Annotated in this window: 30 protein-coding genes; all 30 read right to left on the reverse strand. The window is 62.7% G+C overall.

Translation table 11 applies throughout. The annotated features are described in order from the left end of the window. Positions 1–743 (reverse strand): tRNA pseudouridine synthase A (locus AC1D1W_RS15745; protein ID WP_476944179.1); only part of this gene is annotated, 743 nt, incomplete at its 3' end. Positions 744–774: 31 nt separating this feature from the next. After that, the gene (gene rplQ, locus AC1D1W_RS15750; protein ID WP_028275005.1) at positions 775–1,347 is read right to left on the reverse strand and encodes a 50S ribosomal protein L17; all 573 of its coding nucleotides are present in this window, start codon (positions 1,345–1,347) and stop codon (positions 775–777) included. Between the two features lie 76 nt (positions 1,348–1,423). Beyond that, positions 1,424–2,434: a DNA-directed RNA polymerase subunit alpha gene (locus AC1D1W_RS15755; RefSeq protein WP_018773683.1), complete on the reverse strand. Its 1,011-nt coding sequence runs from the start codon at positions 2,432–2,434 to the stop codon at positions 1,424–1,426. Positions 2,435–2,567: 133 nt separating this feature from the next. Then, positions 2,568–2,969 carry a 30S ribosomal protein S11 gene (gene rpsK, locus AC1D1W_RS15760; protein ID WP_018773682.1) on the reverse strand — a complete coding sequence of 134 codons (402 nt, stop codon included), beginning with the start codon at positions 2,967–2,969 and terminating at the stop codon, positions 2,568–2,570. A 99-nt stretch (positions 2,970–3,068) separates the two neighbouring features. Continuing rightward, entirely contained in the window at positions 3,069–3,443 is a 375-nt protein-coding gene (gene rpsM, locus AC1D1W_RS15765; protein ID WP_028275004.1) for a 30S ribosomal protein S13, read from the reverse strand. A gap of 174 nt (positions 3,444–3,617) precedes the next feature. Next, a complete protein-coding gene (rpmJ, locus tag AC1D1W_RS15770) occupies positions 3,618–3,731 on the reverse strand; it encodes a 50S ribosomal protein L36 (protein ID WP_009358722.1) in 114 nt (37 codons plus the stop codon). A 69-nt stretch (positions 3,732–3,800) separates the two neighbouring features. Next, positions 3,801–4,022, reverse strand: a complete 222-nt coding sequence (gene infA, locus AC1D1W_RS15775; RefSeq protein WP_009358723.1) for a translation initiation factor IF-1 — start codon at positions 4,020–4,022, stop codon at positions 3,801–3,803. 188 nt (positions 4,023–4,210) lie between these two features. Then, the gene (locus AC1D1W_RS15780; protein ID WP_476944180.1) at positions 4,211–5,161 is read right to left on the reverse strand and encodes a P1 family peptidase; all 951 of its coding nucleotides are present in this window, start codon (positions 5,159–5,161) and stop codon (positions 4,211–4,213) included. A gap of 119 nt (positions 5,162–5,280) precedes the next feature. After that, the gene (map, locus tag AC1D1W_RS15785) at positions 5,281–6,108 is read right to left on the reverse strand and encodes a type I methionyl aminopeptidase (RefSeq protein ID WP_243181086.1); all 828 of its coding nucleotides are present in this window, start codon (positions 6,106–6,108) and stop codon (positions 5,281–5,283) included. Positions 6,109–6,354: 246 nt separating this feature from the next. Beyond that, entirely contained in the window at positions 6,355–6,924 is a 570-nt protein-coding gene (locus AC1D1W_RS15790; protein ID WP_173403039.1) for an adenylate kinase, read from the reverse strand. Positions 6,925–6,929: 5 nt separating this feature from the next. Continuing rightward, positions 6,930–8,240, reverse strand: coding sequence for a preprotein translocase subunit SecY (gene secY / locus AC1D1W_RS15795; protein ID WP_476944181.1), 1,311 nt, complete (start codon positions 8,238–8,240; stop codon positions 6,930–6,932). Between the two features lie 187 nt (positions 8,241–8,427). After that, positions 8,428–8,919 (reverse strand): 50S ribosomal protein L15, encoded by a 492-nt coding sequence (rplO, locus tag AC1D1W_RS15800; protein ID WP_476944182.1) that lies wholly within the window; start codon positions 8,917–8,919, stop codon positions 8,428–8,430. Next, a complete protein-coding gene (gene rpmD, locus AC1D1W_RS15805) occupies positions 8,920–9,126 on the reverse strand; it encodes a 50S ribosomal protein L30 (RefSeq protein ID WP_018773676.1) in 207 nt (68 codons plus the stop codon). Between the two features lie 3 nt (positions 9,127–9,129). Further along, the gene (gene rpsE / locus AC1D1W_RS15810) at positions 9,130–9,810 is read right to left on the reverse strand and encodes a 30S ribosomal protein S5 (protein WP_173403037.1); all 681 of its coding nucleotides are present in this window, start codon (positions 9,808–9,810) and stop codon (positions 9,130–9,132) included. 26 nt (positions 9,811–9,836) lie between these two features. Then, positions 9,837–10,220: a 50S ribosomal protein L18 gene (gene rplR / locus AC1D1W_RS15815; protein ID WP_018773674.1), complete on the reverse strand. Its 384-nt coding sequence runs from the start codon at positions 10,218–10,220 to the stop codon at positions 9,837–9,839. Between the two features lie 2 nt (positions 10,221–10,222). Next, entirely contained in the window at positions 10,223–10,759 is a 537-nt protein-coding gene (rplF, locus tag AC1D1W_RS15820) for a 50S ribosomal protein L6 (protein ID WP_011692797.1), read from the reverse strand. An 18-nt stretch (positions 10,760–10,777) separates the two neighbouring features. After that, entirely contained in the window at positions 10,778–11,176 is a 399-nt protein-coding gene (rpsH, locus tag AC1D1W_RS15825) for a 30S ribosomal protein S8 (RefSeq protein ID WP_018773673.1), read from the reverse strand. Positions 11,177–11,272: 96 nt separating this feature from the next. Continuing rightward, entirely contained in the window at positions 11,273–11,854 is a 582-nt protein-coding gene (gene rplE / locus AC1D1W_RS15830) for a 50S ribosomal protein L5 (RefSeq protein ID WP_018773672.1), read from the reverse strand. Beyond that, positions 11,854–12,213: a 50S ribosomal protein L24 gene (gene rplX / locus AC1D1W_RS15835; protein ID WP_018773671.1), complete on the reverse strand. Its 360-nt coding sequence runs from the start codon at positions 12,211–12,213 to the stop codon at positions 11,854–11,856. The genes rplE and rplX overlap by 1 nt, the downstream gene beginning before the upstream one ends. 3 nt (positions 12,214–12,216) lie before the next feature. Continuing rightward, positions 12,217–12,585 (reverse strand): 50S ribosomal protein L14, encoded by a 369-nt coding sequence (gene rplN, locus AC1D1W_RS15840; RefSeq protein WP_003803789.1) that lies wholly within the window; start codon positions 12,583–12,585, stop codon positions 12,217–12,219. 553 nt (positions 12,586–13,138) lie between these two features. Continuing rightward, positions 13,139–13,447 (reverse strand): 30S ribosomal protein S17, encoded by a 309-nt coding sequence (rpsQ, locus tag AC1D1W_RS15845; RefSeq protein ID WP_018773670.1) that lies wholly within the window; start codon positions 13,445–13,447, stop codon positions 13,139–13,141. Next, positions 13,444–13,773 carry a 50S ribosomal protein L29 gene (rpmC, locus tag AC1D1W_RS15850; RefSeq protein ID WP_018773669.1) on the reverse strand — a complete coding sequence of 110 codons (330 nt, stop codon included), beginning with the start codon at positions 13,771–13,773 and terminating at the stop codon, positions 13,444–13,446. The genes rpsQ and rpmC overlap by 4 nt, the downstream gene beginning before the upstream one ends. A 2-nt stretch (positions 13,774–13,775) precedes the next feature. Continuing rightward, on the reverse strand, positions 13,776–14,192 hold the full coding sequence (rplP, locus tag AC1D1W_RS15855) for a 50S ribosomal protein L16 (protein WP_018773668.1): 417 nt from the start codon (positions 14,190–14,192) through the stop codon (positions 13,776–13,778). Beyond that, positions 14,193–15,035 (reverse strand): 30S ribosomal protein S3, encoded by an 843-nt coding sequence (gene rpsC / locus AC1D1W_RS15860; protein ID WP_028275116.1) that lies wholly within the window; start codon positions 15,033–15,035, stop codon positions 14,193–14,195. After that, entirely contained in the window at positions 15,036–15,401 is a 366-nt protein-coding gene (gene rplV / locus AC1D1W_RS15865) for a 50S ribosomal protein L22 (RefSeq protein WP_003803798.1), read from the reverse strand. A 38-nt stretch (positions 15,402–15,439) separates the two neighbouring features. Next, positions 15,440–15,721 (reverse strand): 30S ribosomal protein S19, encoded by a 282-nt coding sequence (gene rpsS / locus AC1D1W_RS15870; protein ID WP_018773666.1) that lies wholly within the window; start codon positions 15,719–15,721, stop codon positions 15,440–15,442. 12 nt (positions 15,722–15,733) lie between these two features. Next, positions 15,734–16,573: a 50S ribosomal protein L2 gene (gene rplB, locus AC1D1W_RS15875; RefSeq protein WP_026266473.1), complete on the reverse strand. Its 840-nt coding sequence runs from the start codon at positions 16,571–16,573 to the stop codon at positions 15,734–15,736. A 29-nt stretch (positions 16,574–16,602) separates the two neighbouring features. Then, the gene (gene rplW, locus AC1D1W_RS15880) at positions 16,603–16,908 is read right to left on the reverse strand and encodes a 50S ribosomal protein L23 (RefSeq protein WP_018773664.1); all 306 of its coding nucleotides are present in this window, start codon (positions 16,906–16,908) and stop codon (positions 16,603–16,605) included. Beyond that, complete coding sequence (gene rplD, locus AC1D1W_RS15885) at positions 16,905–17,525, reverse strand: 50S ribosomal protein L4 (protein WP_028275117.1); 621 nt, start codon at positions 17,523–17,525, stop codon at positions 16,905–16,907. Before rplD ends, rplW begins: the two co-directional genes overlap by 4 nt. Before the next feature lie 4 nt (positions 17,526–17,529). Beyond that, positions 17,530–17,863 (reverse strand): 50S ribosomal protein L3 (gene rplC, locus AC1D1W_RS15890; RefSeq protein ID WP_476944183.1); only part of this gene is annotated, 334 nt, incomplete at its 5' end.

Below are 17,863 nucleotides of genomic sequence, written 5' to 3' on the forward strand. Positions count from 1 at the left end.
TCCGGGGCCTCTTCGCCCTCCCCCACGTACAACGCCGAGCCCACCAGGGAGCGGACCATGTTGTGGCAGAACGCGTCAGCCTGAACGGTGACGACAATGACCCCGTCCGTGCCGCGCGCGAATTCAAAGCGCTGCAGTTCACGGATGGTCGTGGCCCCCTCGCGGGGCTTGCAGTACGAGCGGAAGTCCTGCAGGCCCAGCAGCGGCGCGGCGCCCTCGTTGAGGAGACCGACGTCCAGCGGCACCTTGTGCCACAGGGTCGAGGCGCGTCCCAGCGGGTCCCACAGCGCGGGGCCGTCCGCGATCCGGTAGGAATAGCGGCGCCAGAGGGCGGAGAACCGGGCATCGAAGCCAACGGGTGCCACGCTCACCCGGTGCACCTCGATGGCGCCGCTGAGGTCGCCCAGGCCACGGCTCAAGGCACCGCGGATGMGGCGGAGAAGGGCGACGGCGGGATCCAGTTCGGCGCCCCGGTTCAGGCCCAGCCACTCCGCCTCGCTGAGGTCCAGGTGGACTACCTGGCCGCGGGCGTGCACCCCGGCGTCGGTGCGCCCGGCAACCGTGACCCGGACGGGGCGGCGGATCAGCAGCGCGAGGGCCTCCTCCAGGACGCCCTGGACGGTGCGCAGTCCCGGCTGCACGGCCCACCCGCTGAACGGGCCGCCGTCGTACGCCACATCCAGCCGGATACGCAAAAACCCGCCGCCCCCCAAGACGGGGGCAGCGGGTTTGAGCTCGTTCATAGACTTAAGTCTATAAGAAAGACTTAGCGAATTACTTCGCGTCCTTCTCGGACTCAGCGGCTGCTTCCTCAGCGGCCGGAGCCTCTTCGGTAGCGGCTTCGGTCTCAGCGACCGGAGCCTCTTCGGTCTCAGCAGCCTCTTCGGTCTCGGCAACCGGAGCTGCTTCGGCCTTTTCGGCGTCCTTCTTGTCGGCGTCGCGCTTGGCAGCAGAGGTAGCCTCTGCTACCACGGCCTGCTTTGCCGAAACCGGCTCGAGAACCAGTTCGATGACAGCCATGGGAGCGTTGTCGCCCTTGCGGTTGCCGATCTTGGTGATGCGGGTGTAGCCGCCATCGCGGTTTTCCACTGCCTGTGCAATGTCGGTGAACAGCTCGTGGACGACGCCCTTGTTGCTGATCAGGCCGAGTACACGACGGCGGGACGCGAGGTCGCCACGCTTGGCGAAAGTCACCAGGCGCTCGGCGTACGGCTTCAGGCGCTTGGCCTTGGTCACCGTGGTGGTGATCCGCTTGTGCTCGAAAAGTGCGGCGGACAGGTTCGCGAGCATAAGACGCTCGTGAGCCGCTCCGCCTCCGAGGCGCGGACCCTTAGCGGGGGTAGGCATTATAGTTTCTCCTCATTGGAAGCCGTTGGGCTGCGCACACCAGGGTGCATCCAGCCAGCCGGCCAAGATCTGTTGGTTAGAGCTCGTCGTCGCTGAACGCGGCGTCGTCCTCTTCGATGGCTGCGGCACGTGCTGCGAGATCGAAACCGGGAGGGGAGTCCTTGAGGGACAGGCCCAGTTCGACCAGCTTGGCCTTGACCTCATCGATGGACTTCGCGCCGAAGTTGCGGATGTCCATGAGGTCAGCCTCGGAGCGGGCAACGAGTTCACCCACGGTGTGGATGCCCTCACGCTTGAGGCAGTTGTAGGAACGGACCGTCAGGTCCAGATCCTCGATCGGCAGTGCCATGTCGGCTGCCAGGGCAGCGTCCGTCGGCGACGGACCGATCTCGATACCTTCAGCTGCGGTGTTCAGCTCGCGGGCCAGACCGAACAGTTCCACCAGGGTGGTACCTGCCGAAGCAACGGCGTCGCGCGGGGCGATTGCCTGCTTGGTCTCGACGTCGACAATGAGCTTGTCGAAGTCAGTGCGCTGCTCAACACGGGTAGCTTCCACGCGGAAAGTAACCTTCAGGACCGGCGAGTAGATCGAGTCGACCGGGATGCGGCCGATCTCGGAGTCGCCGGACTTGTTCTGAGCTGCCGAAACGTAGCCGCGACCGCGCTCGATGGTCAGTTCGAGTTCGAACTTGCCCTTCGAGTTCAGCGTGGCAATGTGCAGATCCGGGTTGTGGAATTCGACGCCGGCCGGCGGAGCGATGTCCGCGGCGGTGACGACTCCCGGTCCCTGCTTGCGCAGGTAAGCAACAACCGGCTCGTCGTGCTCGGAGGAAACCGACAGGTTCTTGATGTTCAGGATGATCTCAGTGACATCTTCCTTGACACCCGGAACCGTGGTGAACTCGTGCAGCACGCCATCGATCCGGATGCTCGTTACAGAGGCACCGGGGATGGAGGAGAGCAGGGTACGGCGGAGGGAGTTTCCGAGGGTGTAACCAAAGCCCGGCTCCAGCGGTTCGATGATGAACCGTGAGCGGTTTTCGGAGACGACCTCTTCGGAGAGGGTGGGGCGCTGTGCAATGAGCACTTAGGTTTCCTTTCGGCGAGCATCCGCTATATGACGCAACACAGGTGGTGGAAAGATCGGTCTGAAGACTTAACGCGGCCGGGCCTGCCCGGACCGGTGAGGGTCCGGGCAAGCTCCTGGGCGCTGGAAAGCCTTAGACGCGGCGGCGCTTCGGCGGACGGCAGCCGTTGTGGGCGCTGGGGGTGACGTCCTGGATGGAGCCAACCTCGAGGCCAGCGGCCTGCAGCGAGCGGATGGCGGTTTCGCGTCCGGAACCCGGTCCCTTGACGAACACGTCAACCTTGCGCATGCCGTGCTCCTGTGCACGCTTTGCGGCGGCTTCGGCGGCCATCTGGGCAGCGAACGGGGTGGACTTACGCGAGCCCTTGAAGCCAACCTCACCGGACGAAGCCCAGGAGATKACAGCACCGTTCGGGTCCGTGATGGACACGATGGTGTTGTTAAAGGTGCTCTTGATGTGCGCCTGGCCCAGCGCGATATTCTTCTTGTCCTTCTTACGCGGCTTGCGAACCGCGCCACGAGTCTTCGGGGGCATTTTTTCTCCTACAGAAAGTTATGGGGGGAAGCCTATGCTTGGCCCACACTTGCCGGGTTCCCAGAAATCGCGTAAGCGATCCTAGGGGGCAACTGGGGTTTAGCGGGCCTTCTTCTTGCCTGCGACGGTGCGCTTCGGACCCTTGCGGGTACGCGCGTTCGTCTTCGTACGCTGACCGCGTACGGGCAGGCCCTTGCGGTGGCGAATACCTTCGTAGCTGCCGATTTCAACCTTGCGGCGGATATCAGCGGCCACTTCGCGGCGAAGGTCACCCTCAACCTTGTAGTTGCCTTCAATGTAGTCACGCAGCTCAACCAGCTGTGCGTCGGTCAGGTCCTTGACCCGAACGTCTGCACTGATGCCGGTAGCAGCCAGGGTTTCGTGTGCACGGGTCTTGCCCACGCCGTAGATGTAAGTAAGCGCAATTTCCAACCGCTTTTCGCGGGGAATGTCTACGCCAGCGAGACGAGCCATATTGGCAGTACTCCTTGTATAAACCGGAGGTCGTAGGCAGTACACCCGCACTTACAGTGCGGCCCCAGCCTCCGACCGGGGGTTAGCTGTCCGGGCTCAATACGTCCCAGTTCAGCTTGTGCTGCCTTTATTTACTTGCGTGGGTTAGCAACCCAGGATTTCCTGTGAAGGAAATTAGCCCTGGCGCTGCTTGTGGCGCGGGTTCTCGCAGATCACCATGACCCGGCCATTACGGCGGATCACTTTGCACTTTTCGCAGATCTGCTTGACGCTCGGCTTGACCTTCATGGCGTTCCTTTGCGTGTTGCAGTTGGTCAGCTGGACCGGCCCTCGGCTGTCGCCCTGGCCGCCCAGTGTTTACTTGTAGCGGTAGACGATACGACCACGTGTCAGGTCGTAAGGGCTCAGCTCCACCACTACGCGGTCCTCGGGGAGGATCCTGATGTAGTGCTGGCGCATCTTTCCAGAGATGTGTGCCAGAACGATGTGCTTGTTGGTGAGCTCAACGCGAAACATCGCGTTGGGCAGCGCCTCGGTCACAACGCCCTCGATCTCAATGACCCCGTCCTTCTTGGCCATACCCTCCGCTAACTGTTGTTGCCGCAGCCTCCCGGTTTGCACCGGTCATGACCGCGGACGTTTTTGATTGATTGGTTGGTGCCACCCGACCCCAAAAGGGCACAACGGGGCAGACAACCAACAGACAACACTACGCCATCGCGGCCCGATTGTTAAATCCGAAGTTAAATCCGCCCATCGTAGCGCACTCAGCGTCCGTACGCACCTAGCGTCCCGGCCGCCGTCGTCACTGCCTCCGCCCGCGAGATCCCGTCGAGGATGGCCAGCCGGACGACGTCGGCGGCCGCGCTCTGCAGGGTAATGAGGCTGATCTGCCGGGCTGCCGGGGTGCTGCGGTCAAGCGCGACGGCGCCCGTCGCCAGCGCGAACACGGTATCGCCGTCGGCGAGGGTGTGGCTTGGATTCAAAGCCCTGGCCAGTCCGGCATGGGCCGCGGAGGCGGTGCGTTTGCAGTCCGCCTTGTCCAGGACGGCATCCGTGGCGACGACGACAAGTGTGGTGTTGAGCGGCGGCGCCGTCTCGGGGACCTGCGCGGCTTTCGCCCCAAAAGGTAACCCCAGCGCGTTGACTACGGCTATGGCTCCTACCACCACCGGCCCGTCTTTGGAGATGTTGTTTAGGGTGAGGGAGGCTGTGCCCACTCCCCCTTTGTAGGTGCCCCTGCCGATTGCCGCTCCTGTGCCGGCGCCGACGTTGCCGCGTTCGACGTCGTGCCTTTCCGGCTGCCCGGCGGCGGCGGCCGTCGCCGCGTAGCCCATCGCCTCTCCGGGGCGGGCGGAGAAATCGCCGCCGCGGCCCAGGTCGAAAATCGCGGCCGCCGGCACGATCGGAACAAGCCCGCCGGGGACCGTGAAGCCTCGGCCGTTCTCCTCGCACCAGCGCATGGCGCCGCCCGCGGCTGCAAGGCCAAAGGCGCTGCCCCCGGTCAGGACCACGGCGTCCACGGTCTGGGACAGCGTAGTGGGATCCAGTGAGTCCGTCTCGTGCGTCGCGGGCCCGCCGCCCCGGACGTCGACCGAGCCGACGGTGCCCGGCGGCGGGAGAACCACAGTCACTCCGCTCAGCCAGCCGTCGCCGGACTTTTGGACATGCCCCACCCGGATCCCGGCCACGTCTGTGATGGCTCCCGTTGCTCCCATGGCTCCATTGTGCGCCCCCGCTGACCCGCGACACGCAAAATCCCTGGCGCTATGGGTCTTCCGTCGCCAGGGATTTTGCGCGTCGCCAGAAAACCCGCGAGTCGCCGTGTAGTTCGGGCCTAGGGAATCGGGACGGGCACGACGCCGAGCGGCGCCAGTTTCGCCGCTCCCCCGTCAGGTGCCGAGAGGACCCAGATCCCCTTCTCGTGCACAGCGACCGAGTGCTCCCACTGGCAGGAGCGCTTGCCATCCGTGGTGACGACGGTCCAGTCGTCGTCCAGGATTGCGGTCTCGATGCTGCCCCGGACCAGCATGGGCTCGATTGCGAGGCACAGCCCCGGGCGGATCTTCGGCCCGCGGTGGCCGGTGCGGTAGTTCAGCACGTCCGGAGCCATGTGCATCTCGGAGCCGATTCCGTGCCCTACATAGTCCTCCAGGATGCCCAGCGGTTTGCCCGGCACGGAGGAGACGTAGTCGTCCACGGCGTTGCCGATATCGCCCACGAATTTCCCGGTGGCCAGGGCTGCGATGCCACGCCACATGGCCTCCTCGGTAACCTCGGAGAGGCGTACGTCTTCGGGATCGGCGGTGCCGACAACCACAGTCCGCGCCGAATCGGAGTGCCAGCCGTCCACGATCGCGCCGCCGTCGATCGAGATGATGTCGCCGTCCGCCAGAACCCGGCCGCCGGGGATGCCGTGCACCACCTCTTCGTTCACCGAGGTGCAGATCGTGGCCGGGAACCCGTGGTAGCCGAGGAAGTTGGACTTGGCGCCGGCGTCCTGGAGCACGGCGGCGAAAACCTCGTCCAGCCGGGCCGTGGTGACGCCGGGGGCCGCGGCGGCCACCGCTGCATCCAGTGCCCGGCTCAGGACCAGTCCGGCCTCGTGCATCGTGCGCATCTGGGCGTTGGTCTTGTATTCAATGCGTGCCTGGCCGAATGCCATCGCTACCTCAAAATTTTCTCTCGCGGTCCGGGCGGGCTGGATCCCGGGCCTCCACCATGGGTCATCAACCCAAGTCTTCAAGCTCTATTCTCCCGTACCGGTTCAACGGTTCGGAACGGGCCCGTTGCGGGGCCACCCAACGCCGAAGGGCGCGTCCCGTACCCGATGGTACGGAACGCGCCCTTCTGCACTGCGTCTCTGTTCTGCGTCAGCCGCATTGAGCATGCGTGGATCAGGGGGTGAGGATCAGGCGGCCTGGGCCGACTTGATCGCTTCCATGACGCGCTCGGTGACTTCGTCGATGGCACCGATGCCGTCCACCTGGGTCAGGATGCCGCGTTCGGCATACTTGGCCACCACAGGTTCGGTCTGCTCGTGGTAGAGGTCCAGCCGGTGACGGATAACGCCTTCGTTGTCGTCGCTGCGGCCGGTTTCCTTGGCACGGCCCAGGAGGCGGGTAACCAGCTCCTCGTCGTCAGCGGTGAGCTGGAGCACGACGTCGAGCTTCTGGTCAGCGCCGGCGAGGATGTCCTCGAGGTAGTCCACCTGCGCGGTGGTGCGCGGGTACCCGTCGAGCAGGAAGCCTGCCTCGACGTCGTCCTCATTGAGGCGATCGCGCACCATCTTGTTGGTGACGCTGTCCGGGACGAAGTCGCCGGCGTCCATGTACTTCTTGGCTTCGACGCCGAGCGGAGTCTCGCCCTTGACGTTGGCGCGGAAGATGTCTCCGGTGGAGATCGCAACGACGCCGAGGCGTTCTGAAATGCGTTCCGCCTGCGTTCCCTTGCCGGACCCGGGAGGTCCGATAATCAACATTCTCGTCATCGCAAAAGCCCTTCGTAGTGACGTTGCTGTAGTTGCGCATCAATCTGCTTCACGGTCTCCAGACCGACGCCCACCATGATCAGGATCGAGGTGCCGCCGAACGGGAAGTTCTGGTTCGCGTTGATCAGGACCAGTGCAACCAGCGGGATCAATGCCACGAAGCCGAGGTAGAAGGCGCCGGGCAGGGTGATCCGGGATAGGACGTACTGAAGATAGTCCGCGGTCGGCTTGCCGGCGCGGATGCCCGGAATGAAGCCGCCGTACTTCTTCATGTTGTCCGAGACCTCTTCGGGGTTGAAAGTAATCGCAACATAGAAGTAGGTGAAAAACACAATCATGGCGAAATACAGTGCCATATAGATCGGGTGATCGCCCTTGGTGAGGTTGTTGTTGATCCACTCAACCCAGGGCTGTACCGGCTCGCCGGCCTTGGGCTGGTTGAACTGTGAGATCAGCCCCGGCAGGTAGAGCATGGACGAGGCGAAGATGACGGGCACGACGCCGGCCATGTTCACCTTGATGGGGATGTAGGTGCTGGTTCCGCCGACCGTGCGGCGGCCGATCATCCGCTTGGCGTACTGCACCGGGATCCGGCGCTGGGACTGCTCCACGAAGACCACAAGCGCCACGGTGAGCAGGCCGATGATCAGGACCAGGAAGAAGGTTCCGGGACCCTGGGCCTTCCAGATCGCACCGAGCGAGCCGGGGAAGCCTGCGGCGATGGACGTGAAGATCAGCAGGGACATGCCGTTGCCGACGCCTTTTTCCGTCACGAGCTCGCCCATCCACATGATCAGGCCGGTGCCGGCCGTGAGCGTGATGATGATCAGGACCGTGGTGACGATCGRGCTGTCCGGGATGATGGGCAGCTGGCAGTTAGGCAGCAGCTGGCCGGAGCGTGCCAGCGACACCAGTGTCGTGGCATTGAGCAGGCCGAGTGCGATCGTGAGGTAACGGGTGTACTGRGTCAGTTTCGACTGCCCTGACGCGCCCTCCTCGTACAGCTGCTGGAAGCGGGGAATGACCACCCGGAGCAGCTGGACGATGATGCTGGCGGTGATGTACGGCATGATGCCGAGGGCAAAGATGGACACCTGCAGCAATGCACCGCCGCTGAACAGGTTGACGAGCTGGTAGATCCCGCCCGAGGTCTGACCGTTCTGCAAGCATTGCTGGACATTCTGGTAGCTCACACCAGGCGAGGGGATGAAGGCACCCAAGCGGAAGATTGTGATGATTCCCAGCGTGAACAAAAACTTGCGTCGCAGATCAGGCGTGCGAAAGGCCCGGCCAAATGCGCTAAGCAAGCGTCCTCCTGAGTAATAAGTAAAGTCGTGTGAGACAGGTCAAATAAACCCAACAACCGAGTCTAACGGGTGGATGCGCCCCGCGAACAATCGGCGGGGCCCGGAAAATGAAAAAAACTCCCGGCACCGGGGGCCTGAGCCCCTGGTACCGGGAGTTTCAACAACGGGCAACTGCCCCGCCGCCTCGTTAGAGGGCGGTGGTGCTTCCGCCTGCTGCAGCAATCTTGTCAGCAGCGCTGGCCGAGAATGCGTGGACGGTGACGTCAACCTTGACGGTGATGTCGCCGGTGCCCAGCACCTTGACGGGCTGGTTCTTGCGAACGGCACCCTTTTCGACCAGGTTCTCCACGGTGACAGCGCCACCTTCCGGGTACAGCTCGTTGAGCTTGTCCAGGTTTACAACCTGGTACTCAACCCGGAACGGGTTCTTGAAGCCGCGCAGCTTCGGCAGGCGCATGTGCAGCGGCAGCTGGCCGCCGGCAAAGCCAGCCTTGATCTGGTAGCGGGCCTTCGTACCCTTGGTACCGCGACCAGCGGTCTTACCCTTGGAACCTTCACCACGACCAACACGGGTCTTGGCGGTCTTGGCACCCGGGGCGGGACGCAGGTGGTGAACCTTCAGTGCGTTCTGCTTCTCAGCGGCGCCCTGTGCCTTTTCGGCGGTGTTCTTCTCTGCCATTTACTTCGCCTCCTCTACCTTTACCAGGTGCGGAACCGTGTTGAGCATCCCGACGGTCACGGCGTCGGCGGTGCGGACAACGGTGTGTCCGATCCGCTTCAGGCCGAGGGACCGCAGGGTGTCGCGCTGGTTCTGCTTGCCGCCAATGGCGGACTTGATCTGAGTGATCTCCAACTTTGCGTCGGAGACAAGCACGTTCTTAGCCATGACTCAGACACCTGCCTTCTGGTTCAGGAGAGCCTTGACCATTGCCGGCGGGGCGATCTCGTCGAGCGGGAGGCCGCGGCGTGCTGCCACTGCTGCCGGCTCTTCGAGGCGCTTCAGCGCGTCAACGGTTGCGTGAACGATGTTGATGGCGTTGGAAGAACCGAGCGACTTGGAGAGGATGTCGTGGATGCCCACGCACTCCAGTACTGCACGGACCGGGCCACCGGCGATAACACCGGTACCGGCGGAAGCCGGGCGCAGCATGACGACGCCTGCGGCGGCCTCACCCTGAACGCGGTGCGGGATGGTGCTGCCGATGCGGGGAACGCGGAAGAAGGACTTCTTGGCCTCTTCAACGCCCTTCGCGATAGCGGCAGGAACTTCCTTTGCCTTGCCGTAGCCGACGCCGACCATGCCGTTGCCGTCACCGACGACGACGAGGGCGGTGAAGCTGAAGCGACGACCACCCTTGACGACCTTGGAAACGCGGTTGATGGTTACGACGCGCTCTACGAACTGGCTCTTCTCGGCCTCGCGGCCGCCGTCACGGCCACCACGGCCGCCACGGTCGCCACGGCCCTGGCCGCGGTCGCCACGCTCACCACGACGAGCGCCACCACGGCGGTCGTCAGTGGTAGCAGGCGCAGCGGTCTCAGTTGCCGGAGCAGCTACAGCTTCAGTCACCTGAATGTCCTTTTCGTTATTTTCGGTCACAGTGCCAGCCCACCTTCACGTGCGCCGTCAGCGACGGCGGCGATCCGGCCGTGGTACTTGTTACCACCGCGGTCGAAGACAACTGCTTCGATACCGGCAGCCTTGGCACGCTCGGCGACCAGTTCGCCAACGCGCTTGGCCTTGGCGGTCTTGTCACCGTCGAATGCACGAAGGTCGGCTTCCAGTGTGGAGGCGCTTGCCACGGTCAGGCCCTTGGTGTCATCAACAACCTGGACGAATACGTGACGTGCGGAGCGGTTGACGACCAGACGCGGGCGTACAGCCGTACCGGAGATGCGCTTGCGGATACGAAGCTGGCGGCGGCTGCGCTGGGCAGACTTGCTCTTGTTCGTACGCTTCTTGTTAATTGCGATCGCCATGGTTACTTACCAGCCTTTCCGACCTTGCGGCGGATGACTTCGCCTGCGTAACGGATGCCCTTGCCCTTGTAGGGGTCCGGCTTCCGCAGCTTGCGAATGTTGGCAGCAACCTCGCCGACCTGCTGCTTGGAGATACCTGAAACAGAGAGCTTGGTCGGGGTCTCAACTGCAAAGGTGATGCCGTTCGGTGCCGAGACGTTGACCGGGTGGCTGTAGCCCAGAGCGAACTCCAGGTCAGAACCCTTGGCCTGGACGCGGTAACCGGTACCGACAATCTCAAGCTTCTTCTCGTAGCCTGCGGTGACACCCTGGATCATGTTGGCGATCAGGGTGCGGGTCAGGCCGTGCAGCGAACGTGAGGCGCGCTCGTCGTTCGGGCGGGCGACAGTCAGGGTGCCATCTTCCAGGGAAACCTCGATCGGGCTGGCCACAGTGTGGCTCAGCTCGCCTTTGGAACCCTTGACGCTGACGACAGAGCCGTCAACCTTGACCTCAACGCCGGCAGGAACGGTGATGGGGAGACGTCCAATACGTGACATTATTCTCTTCCTTTCCCGTTACCAGACGTAAGCGAGGACTTCGCCGCCCACGCCCTTCTTGCCGGCCTGCTTGTCAGTCAAGAGGCCGGAAGAGGTGGACAGGATTGCGACACCCAGGCCACCGAGCACGTGCGGCAGGTTGGTGGACTTTGCGTAAACGCGCAGTCCCGGCTTGGAAATACGACGAACGCCAGCGATTGAACGCTCGCGGTTCGGACCGAACTTGAGCTCGAGGGTCAGCTTCTTGCCAACCTCAGCGTCTTCTTCTTTCCAGGAGGCGATGTAACCTTCAGCCTTCAGGATGTCGGCAACGCGTGCCTTGAGCTTGCTGTACGGCATGGTCACGGAATCGTGGTATGCCGAGTTAGCGTTGCGCAGACGCGTAAGCATGTCTGCGACGGGATCTGTCATTGTCATGTGGGCTCTTGCCCTTCCTCATAACGGTTTCCGCCGTGCTGTTTGTCCCGAACAGAGTTCGGAAAGGAGCGCGGGCGGACCTTTTACGTAGCTAGATTAGTCTTCGGTCTTGAACGGGAAGCCAAGCGCCTTCAGCAGCGCGCGGCCTTCGTCGTCGGTCTTGGCAGTGGTCACGACGGTGATGTCCATACCGCGAACGCGGTCAATGGAATCCTGGTCGATCTCGTGGAACATAACCTGCTCGGTCAGACCGAAGGTGTAGTTGCCGTTGCCATCGAACTGCTTGCCGCTGAGGCCACGGAAGTCGCGGATACGCGGCAGGGCCAGCGTGACCAGACGGTCCAGGAATTCCCACATGCGGTCCCCACGCAGAGTTGCGTGTGCACCGATCGGCATGCCTTCGCGCAGCTTGAACTGTGCGATCGACTTGCGGGCCTTGGTTACCTGCGGCTTCTGGCCGGTGATCAGGGTCAGATCGCGGACAGCGCCGTCGATCAGCTTGGAGTCCTTGGCGGCATCTCCAACACCCATGTTCACAACGACCTTCACCAGGCGGGGAACCTGGTTGACGTTCTGGTACTTGAATTCCTCAGTCAGCGTGTTCTTGATGGAATCGGCGTACTTGGTCTTCAGACGAGGAACGATCTTGCTTGCCGGAGTCTCGAGAGTCTCAGTCATTAGATGTCCTTCCCTGAGCTCTTGGCCACGCGGACGCGCACTTCACGCTTCACGCCATCGCGCTCAACGGTCTCGGTGCGGAAACCGACGCGGGTGGGCTTCTTGGTGGACGGGTCAACCAGAGCCACGTTGGAGATGTGGATCGAAGCCTCGACGACCTCGATGCCACCGGTCTTGGTGCCGCGCTGCGACTGACCGACCTTGGTGTGCTTGGTTACGCGGTTAATGCCTTCAACCAACACGCGGTTGGTCTCCGGGTATACGCGCAGAACCTTGCCCTGCTTACCCTTGTCGCCGCCGCGCTCAGCCTTGGCGCCAGTGATGACCTGAACGAGGTCACCCTTTTTGATCTTAGCCATGGACTAGAGCACCTCCGGAGCCAGAGAAACGATCTTCATGAACTTCTTGTCGCGAAGTTCACGACCAACCGGTCCGAAGATACGGGTACCGCGGGGGTCACCGTCGTTCTTCAGGATGACGGCTGCGTTCTCGTCAAACTTGATGTAGGAACCATCCGCACGGCGGCGTTCCTTCTTGGTACGGACGATGACAGCCTTGACGACGTCGCCCTTCTTTACGTTGCCGCCCGGAATTGCGTCCTTGACGGTAGCGACGATTACGTCGCCAATGCCTGCGTAGCGACGGCCAGATCCACCGAGAACGCGAATGGTAAGGATTTCCTTAGCACCCGTGTTGTCGGCGACCTTGAGTCGCGACTCCTGCTGAATCACTATTTACTCCTTGCGTCGCGCTGGTTCTCAGACCGAAAATCTTCCTACGGAATGAGCCTTGCGGAACGGTTGATCGGGGTGTCTCTTGACCTGCCTGGATTTTGCCAGACCAGGCCTAAACGCCCGTGCCAAAAACATTTGCTTCCCAGGCGGTTCCCGACGAGTCGGGGCGCAAGGGGGCACTATGCCGTGGCACGATTGTTTACGAGGTTGATGACGGCGCGCAAAAGGCGCCATACAAACTCAAAATCTTAGCACGTTTTGGGCGTATCCCCATATCACAGCCATGGAACCTGCACACCCCTCCCCCGTAGCCGCGAAGCCGTTACCCCGTTCCGCCGGACAGGCTTTGGGCCCGTCCGCCGCCGCGTATCCCGGGAACCCGGCCCGCCGGCGTCGTAAGCCCCCAAAGGCTGCTCTGCCTGACGAGCAGGGTAAACGGCTGCCGCCGGTCTCAGGCTGCCGGCTGCGGCGGCTGCCGGCAACGCGGAAGCCCCCGCTCCCCAAAGGGGAACGGGGGCTTCTGCTGTATCACCAGGCACAGGTGCAGGTGTTACTTGGCCTTCTCGAGGATCTCGACCAGACGCCACCGCTTGGTAGCGGACAGCGGGCGGGTCTCGGCGAGGAGCACGAGGTCGCCGATGCCGGCGCTGTTCTCTTCGTCGTGAGCCTTGATCTTGGCGTTGCGGCGGATGACCTTGCCGTAGAGGGCGTGCTTCACGCGGTCTTCGACCTGGACAGTGATGGTCTTTTCCATCTTGTCCGAGACGACGTAGCCGCGCTTCGTCTTACGGTAACCGCGCTCGTCAGCCTTGGCTGCGTCGGAAACAGTTTCCGTCACGTTCTCGTCCTTTTCACTCACTTGGCATCCTCCTCGGATTCAACCGTTTCAGCCTTCTCAGCCTTCTTGGTTGCAGCCTTCTTGGACTTCTTCTCTTCCTTGGCTTCCACAACCGGTGCGGCAACCTCGGCACGAATGCCGAGCTCGCGCTCACGGAGAACGGTGTAGATGCGGGCGATGTCCTTCTTTACCGCGCGCAGACGACCGTGGTTCTCCAGCTGACCGGTGGCGGACTGGAAACGCAGGTTGAACAGCTCTTCCTTGGCCTTGCGGAGTTCTTCAACGAGACGCTCGTTGTCGAAACCGTCCAGCTGTGCGGATGCAAGTTCCTTGGATCCTACTGCCATTTCTACTCACCACCTTCGCGACGCACAATGCGTGCCTTCAACGGCAGCTTGTGGATTGCCAGGCGCAGGGCCTCGCGAGCTACCTCTTCACTGACACCGGAGAGTTCGAAGAGAACCCGGCCCGGCTTGACGTTTGAGACCCACCATTCCGGAGAACCCTTACCGGAACCCATGCGGGTTTCGGCCGGCTTCTTCGTCAGCGGACGGTCCGGGTAAATGTTGATCCAGACCTTTCCGCCACGCTTGATGTGGCGGGTCATCGCGATACGGGCAGATTCGATCTGACGGTTCGTGACGTAGGCCGGGCTCAGCGCCTGGATGCCCCACTCACCGAAGGAGACCTGGGTGCCGCCCGTAGCAGCGCCGGAACGACCCGGGTGGTGCTGCTTACGGTGCTTGACTCGACGTGGGATAAGCATTTAAGCCTGTCCTCCTTCTACTGACTGTGCCGTGCCTGCGGCACCGGCTTCGACAGCCGGAGCTTCGGCGGCAGGTGCTGCCTCGGCTGCGGGGCGGTCGGGACGACGGCGGCGGTCACCACGGTCGGCGCCACCCGGGCGGCCCGGGCGGTCGCCGGCACGGCCACGGGACGGAGCAGCAGCTGCCTGCTGAGCCAGTTCCTTGGCAGTGACGTCGCCCTTGTAGATCCAGACCTTCACGCCGATGCGGCCGAAGGTGGTCTTGGCCTCGTAGAAGCCGTAGTCGATGTTCGCACGCAGGGTGTGCAGGGGCACACGGCCTTCGCGGTAGAACTCCGAGCGGGACATTTCTGCGCCGCCCAGTCGACCCGAGCAAGCGATCCGGATGCCCTTGGCACCGGCGCGCTGCGCGGACTGCATGGCCTTCTTCATCGCACGGCGGAAAGCCACGCGGGAAGTCAGCTGCTCAGCAACGCCCTGGGCAACAAGCTGGGCTTCCATCTCGGGGTTCTTGACCTCGAGGATGTTCAGCTGAACCTGCTTGCCCGTGAGCTTCTCAAGCTCGCCGCGGATGCGGTCTGCTTCAGCGCCGCGGCGGCCGATGACGATGCCCGGACGTGCCGTGTGGATATCCACGCGGACACGGTCGCGGGTGCGCTCGATTTCGACCTTGGCGATACCGGCGCGCTCCATGCCCGTGGACATGAGCTGGCGGATACGGATGTCTTCGCGAACGAAGTCCTTGTACCGCTGGCCGGCCTTGGTGCTGTCGGCGAACCAGTGCGATACGTGATCGGTGGTGATGCCGAGTCGGAACCCGTGCGGGTTAACTTTCTGTCCCACTTAGCGAGCCTCCTCTTTCTCCGGGGTAGCGACTACCACGGTGATGTGGCTCGTGCGCTTCTTGATCTGAAATGCACGACCCTGGGCTCGCGGCTGGAACCGCTTCATGGTCGGGCCTTCATCAACAAACGCTTCGCTGATGATGAGGTCACCTTCGTCAAACGCCACGCCGTCGCGGTCCGCGAGGACCCGGGCGTTGGAGATTGCCGACTGAACTACCTTGAATACCGGCTCCGAAGCTGCCTGGGGGGCAAACTTCAGAATTGCCAGAGCCTCATTCGCTTGCTTACCACGAACAAGGTTGACGACGCGCCGGGCCTTCATAGGCGTTACGCGGATGTGACGCGCAATTGCCTTGGCTTCCATTGCTTTCCTTCTCTCGTCTTTGACGTAAGTGCAGGCGCCTAGCGGCGCTTGCCCTTACGGTCGTCCTTGACATGGCCGCGGAATGTCCGCGTGGGAGCGAATTCGCCGAGCTTGTGCCCGACCATCGACTCAGTGACAAACACGGGGATGTGCTTGCGTCCGTCGTGTACGGCGATCGTGTGGCCGAGCATGTCGGGGACGATCATCGAACGGCGGGACCAGGTCTTGATGACGTTCTTGGTGCCCTTTTCGTTTTCCCTGGCTACCTTTACAAAGAGGTGCTGGTCAACGAAAGGACCTTTTTTCAGGCTGCGTGGCATGTGTCCAGGCTCCTATCGCTTGTTCTTGCCAGTACGACGGCGACGAACAATAAGCTTGTCGCTCTCTTTGTTGGGACGGCGGGTGCGGCCTTCGCGCTTACCGTTCGGGTTGACGGGGTGACGTCCACCGGACGTCTTACCCTCGCCACCACCGTGGGGGTGGTCAACCGGGTTCATGGCGACACCACGGACGGTCGGGCGAACGCCCTTCCACCGCATACGGCCGGCCTTGCCCCAGTTGATGTTCGACTGCTCGGCGTTGCCGACCTCGCCGACGGTTGCGCGGCAGCGCACGTCAACGTTGCGGATTTCGCCGGAAGGCAGACGCAGCTGGGCGAAACGGCCTTCCTTTGCAACGAGCTGGATCGATGCGCCGGCGGAGCGGCCCATCTTGGCGCCGCCACCCGGACGCAGTTCGACTGCGTGGATTACGGTACCGACCGGGATGTTGCGCAGCGGAAGGTTGTTGCCGGGCTTGATGTCAGCGTCGGCGCCGGCCTCTACGAAGTCGCCCTGGGACAGCTTGTTCGGGGCGATGATGTAACGCTTGGTGCCATCAACGTAGTGCAGGAGGGCGATCCGAGCCGTGCGGTTCGGGTCGTACTCGATTTCGGCAACGCGGGCGTTGACGCCGTCCTTGTCGTGGCGACGGAAGTCGATCAGACGGTACTGGCGCTTGTGTCCACCACCCTTGTGACGGGTCGTGATCTTACCGGAGTTGTTACGGCCACCCTTTTTCGGGAGGGGACGTACCAACGACTTTTCCGGCGTCGACCGCGTGATTTCAGTGAAGTCCGCTACGCTCGAGCCGCGACGGCCCGGGGTAGTCGGCTTGTATTTACGGATTCCCATAATTTATTTCCTCGTTAAAGTGGTCTCCGCTATGAAAGCGGACCGCCGAAGATGTCGATAGTGCCTTCTTTGAGGCTCACAATTGCACGCTTAGTGTTCTTGCGGGTACCCCAGCCGAATTTGGTGCGCTTGCGCTTACCGGCACGGTTGATGGTGTTGATCGATTCGACCTTGACGGAGAAAATCTTCTCCACGGCCAGCTTGATCTCGGTCTTGTTCGAGCGGGGGTCCACCAGGAAGGTGTACTTGCCCTCGTCGATCAGGCCGTAGCTCTTTTCCGAGACAACGGGTGCAAGCACGACGTCGCGCGGGTCTTTGATGGTGGCTGCACTCACTTGGCATCCTCCTCGTTCTTTGCAACCTTGTCAGCAACGAATGCTTCGTAGGCAGCCTTGGTGAAGACTACGTCGTCGGAAACGAGAACGTCGTAGGTGTTCAGCTGGTCTGCGTACAGAACGTGAACTTCCTCGAGGTTGCGCACGGACAGTGCAGCAACGTCGTTGGCGCGCTCAATGACAACGAGCAGGTTCTTGCGCTCGGAAACTCCGCGCAGGGTTGCCAGTGCTTCCTTGGAGGACGGCGTGGAGCCGGCAACCAGGTCAGCAACGACGTGGACGCGGCCGTTGCGGGCGCGGTCCGAGAGTGCGCCGCGCAGTGCAGCAGCAATCATCTTCTTGGGGGTGCGCTGGCTGTAGTCACGCGGCGTGGGGCCGTGGACAACGCCACCACCGGTCATGTGAGGAGCACGGATGGAACCCTGACGGGCGCGGCCGGTGCCCTTCTGCTTGAACGGCTTGCGACCTGCACCGGAAACCTCGGCGCGGGTCTTGGTCTTGTGGGTACCCTGGCGAGCAGCAGCGAGCTGGGCAACGACGACCTGGTGCAGCAGCGGCACGTTGGTCTGTACGTCGAAGATCTCTGCAGGCAGGTCAACCTTGACAGTGCTAGTCATTGAACTAGGCTCCCTTCACGGCGGTGCGTACGAGTACGACCTGGCCGCGGGCGCCGGGGACGGCGCCCTTGATCAGGAGCAGCGACTTCTCGACGTCAACCGCGTGGACCGTGAGGTTCAGCGTGGTGTGACGAACGGCGCCCATGCGGCCGGCCATTTTCATGCCCTTGAAGACGCGGCTCGGGGTGGATGCGCCACCGATAGAACCGGGCTTACGGTGGTTCTTGTGGGCACCGTGGGAAGCTCCAACGCCGTGGAAGCCGTGACGCTTCATAACACCGGCGAAGCCCTTACCCTTGGTGGTGCCAACGACGTCGATCTTCTGGCCGGCTTCGAAG

It is taken from the genome of Arthrobacter sp. P1_B4 (genome assembly GCF_056406555.1).

Excerpts from the sequence above, each read along its gene's own strand:
- rplQ (WP_028275005.1), bottom strand. The coding sequence starts at position 1,347 with ATGCCTACCCCCGCTAAGGGTCCGCGCCTCGGAGGCGGAGCGGCTCAC.
- rpsM (WP_028275004.1), bottom strand. The coding sequence starts at position 3,443 with ATGGCTCGTCTCGCTGGCGTAGACATTCCCCGCGAAAAGCGGTTGGAA.
- rpmJ (WP_009358722.1), bottom strand. The coding sequence starts at position 3,731 with ATGAAGGTCAAGCCGAGCGTCAAGCAGATCTGCGAAAAGTGCAAAGTG.
- infA (WP_009358723.1), bottom strand. The coding sequence starts at position 4,022 with ATGGCCAAGAAGGACGGGGTCATTGAGATCGAGGGCGTTGTGACCGAG.
- AC1D1W_RS15780 (WP_476944180.1), bottom strand. The coding sequence starts at position 5,161 with ATGGGAGCAACGGGAGCCATCACAGACGTGGCCGGGATCCGGGTGGGG.
- map (WP_243181086.1), bottom strand. The coding sequence starts at position 6,108 with ATGGCATTCGGCCAGGCACGCATTGAATACAAGACCAACGCCCAGATG.
- AC1D1W_RS15790 (WP_173403039.1), bottom strand. The coding sequence starts at position 6,924 with ATGTTGATTATCGGACCTCCCGGGTCCGGCAAGGGAACGCAGGCGGAA.
- rplO (WP_476944182.1), bottom strand. The coding sequence starts at position 8,919 with ATGGCAGAGAAGAACACCGCCGAAAAGGCACAGGGCGCCGCTGAGAAG.
- rpmD (WP_018773676.1), bottom strand. The coding sequence starts at position 9,126 with ATGGCTAAGAACGTGCTTGTCTCCGACGCAAAGTTGGAGATCACTCAG.
- rplR (WP_018773674.1), bottom strand. The coding sequence starts at position 10,220 with ATGGCGATCGCAATTAACAAGAAGCGTACGAACAAGAGCAAGTCTGCC.
- rplF (WP_011692797.1), bottom strand. The coding sequence starts at position 10,759 with ATGTCACGTATTGGACGTCTCCCCATCACCGTTCCTGCCGGCGTTGAG.
- rpsH (WP_018773673.1), bottom strand. The coding sequence starts at position 11,176 with ATGACAATGACAGATCCCGTCGCAGACATGCTTACGCGTCTGCGCAAC.
- rplE (WP_018773672.1), bottom strand. The coding sequence starts at position 11,854 with ATGACTGAGACTCTCGAGACTCCGGCAAGCAAGATCGTTCCTCGTCTG.
- rplX (WP_018773671.1), bottom strand. The coding sequence starts at position 12,213 with ATGGCTAAGATCAAAAAGGGTGACCTCGTTCAGGTCATCACTGGCGCC.
- rpmC (WP_018773669.1), bottom strand. The coding sequence starts at position 13,773 with ATGGCAGTAGGATCCAAGGAACTTGCATCCGCACAGCTGGACGGTTTC.
- rplP (WP_018773668.1), bottom strand. The coding sequence starts at position 14,192 with ATGCTTATCCCACGTCGAGTCAAGCACCGTAAGCAGCACCACCCGGGT.
- rplV (WP_003803798.1), bottom strand. The coding sequence starts at position 15,401 with ATGGAAGCCAAGGCAATTGCGCGTCACATCCGCGTAACGCCTATGAAG.
- rpsS (WP_018773666.1), bottom strand. The coding sequence starts at position 15,721 with ATGCCACGCAGCCTGAAAAAAGGTCCTTTCGTTGACCAGCACCTCTTT.
- rplB (WP_026266473.1), bottom strand. The coding sequence starts at position 16,573 with ATGGGAATCCGTAAATACAAGCCGACTACCCCGGGCCGTCGCGGCTCG.
- rplD (WP_028275117.1), bottom strand. The coding sequence starts at position 17,525 with ATGACTAGCACTGTCAAGGTTGACCTGCCTGCAGAGATCTTCGACGTA.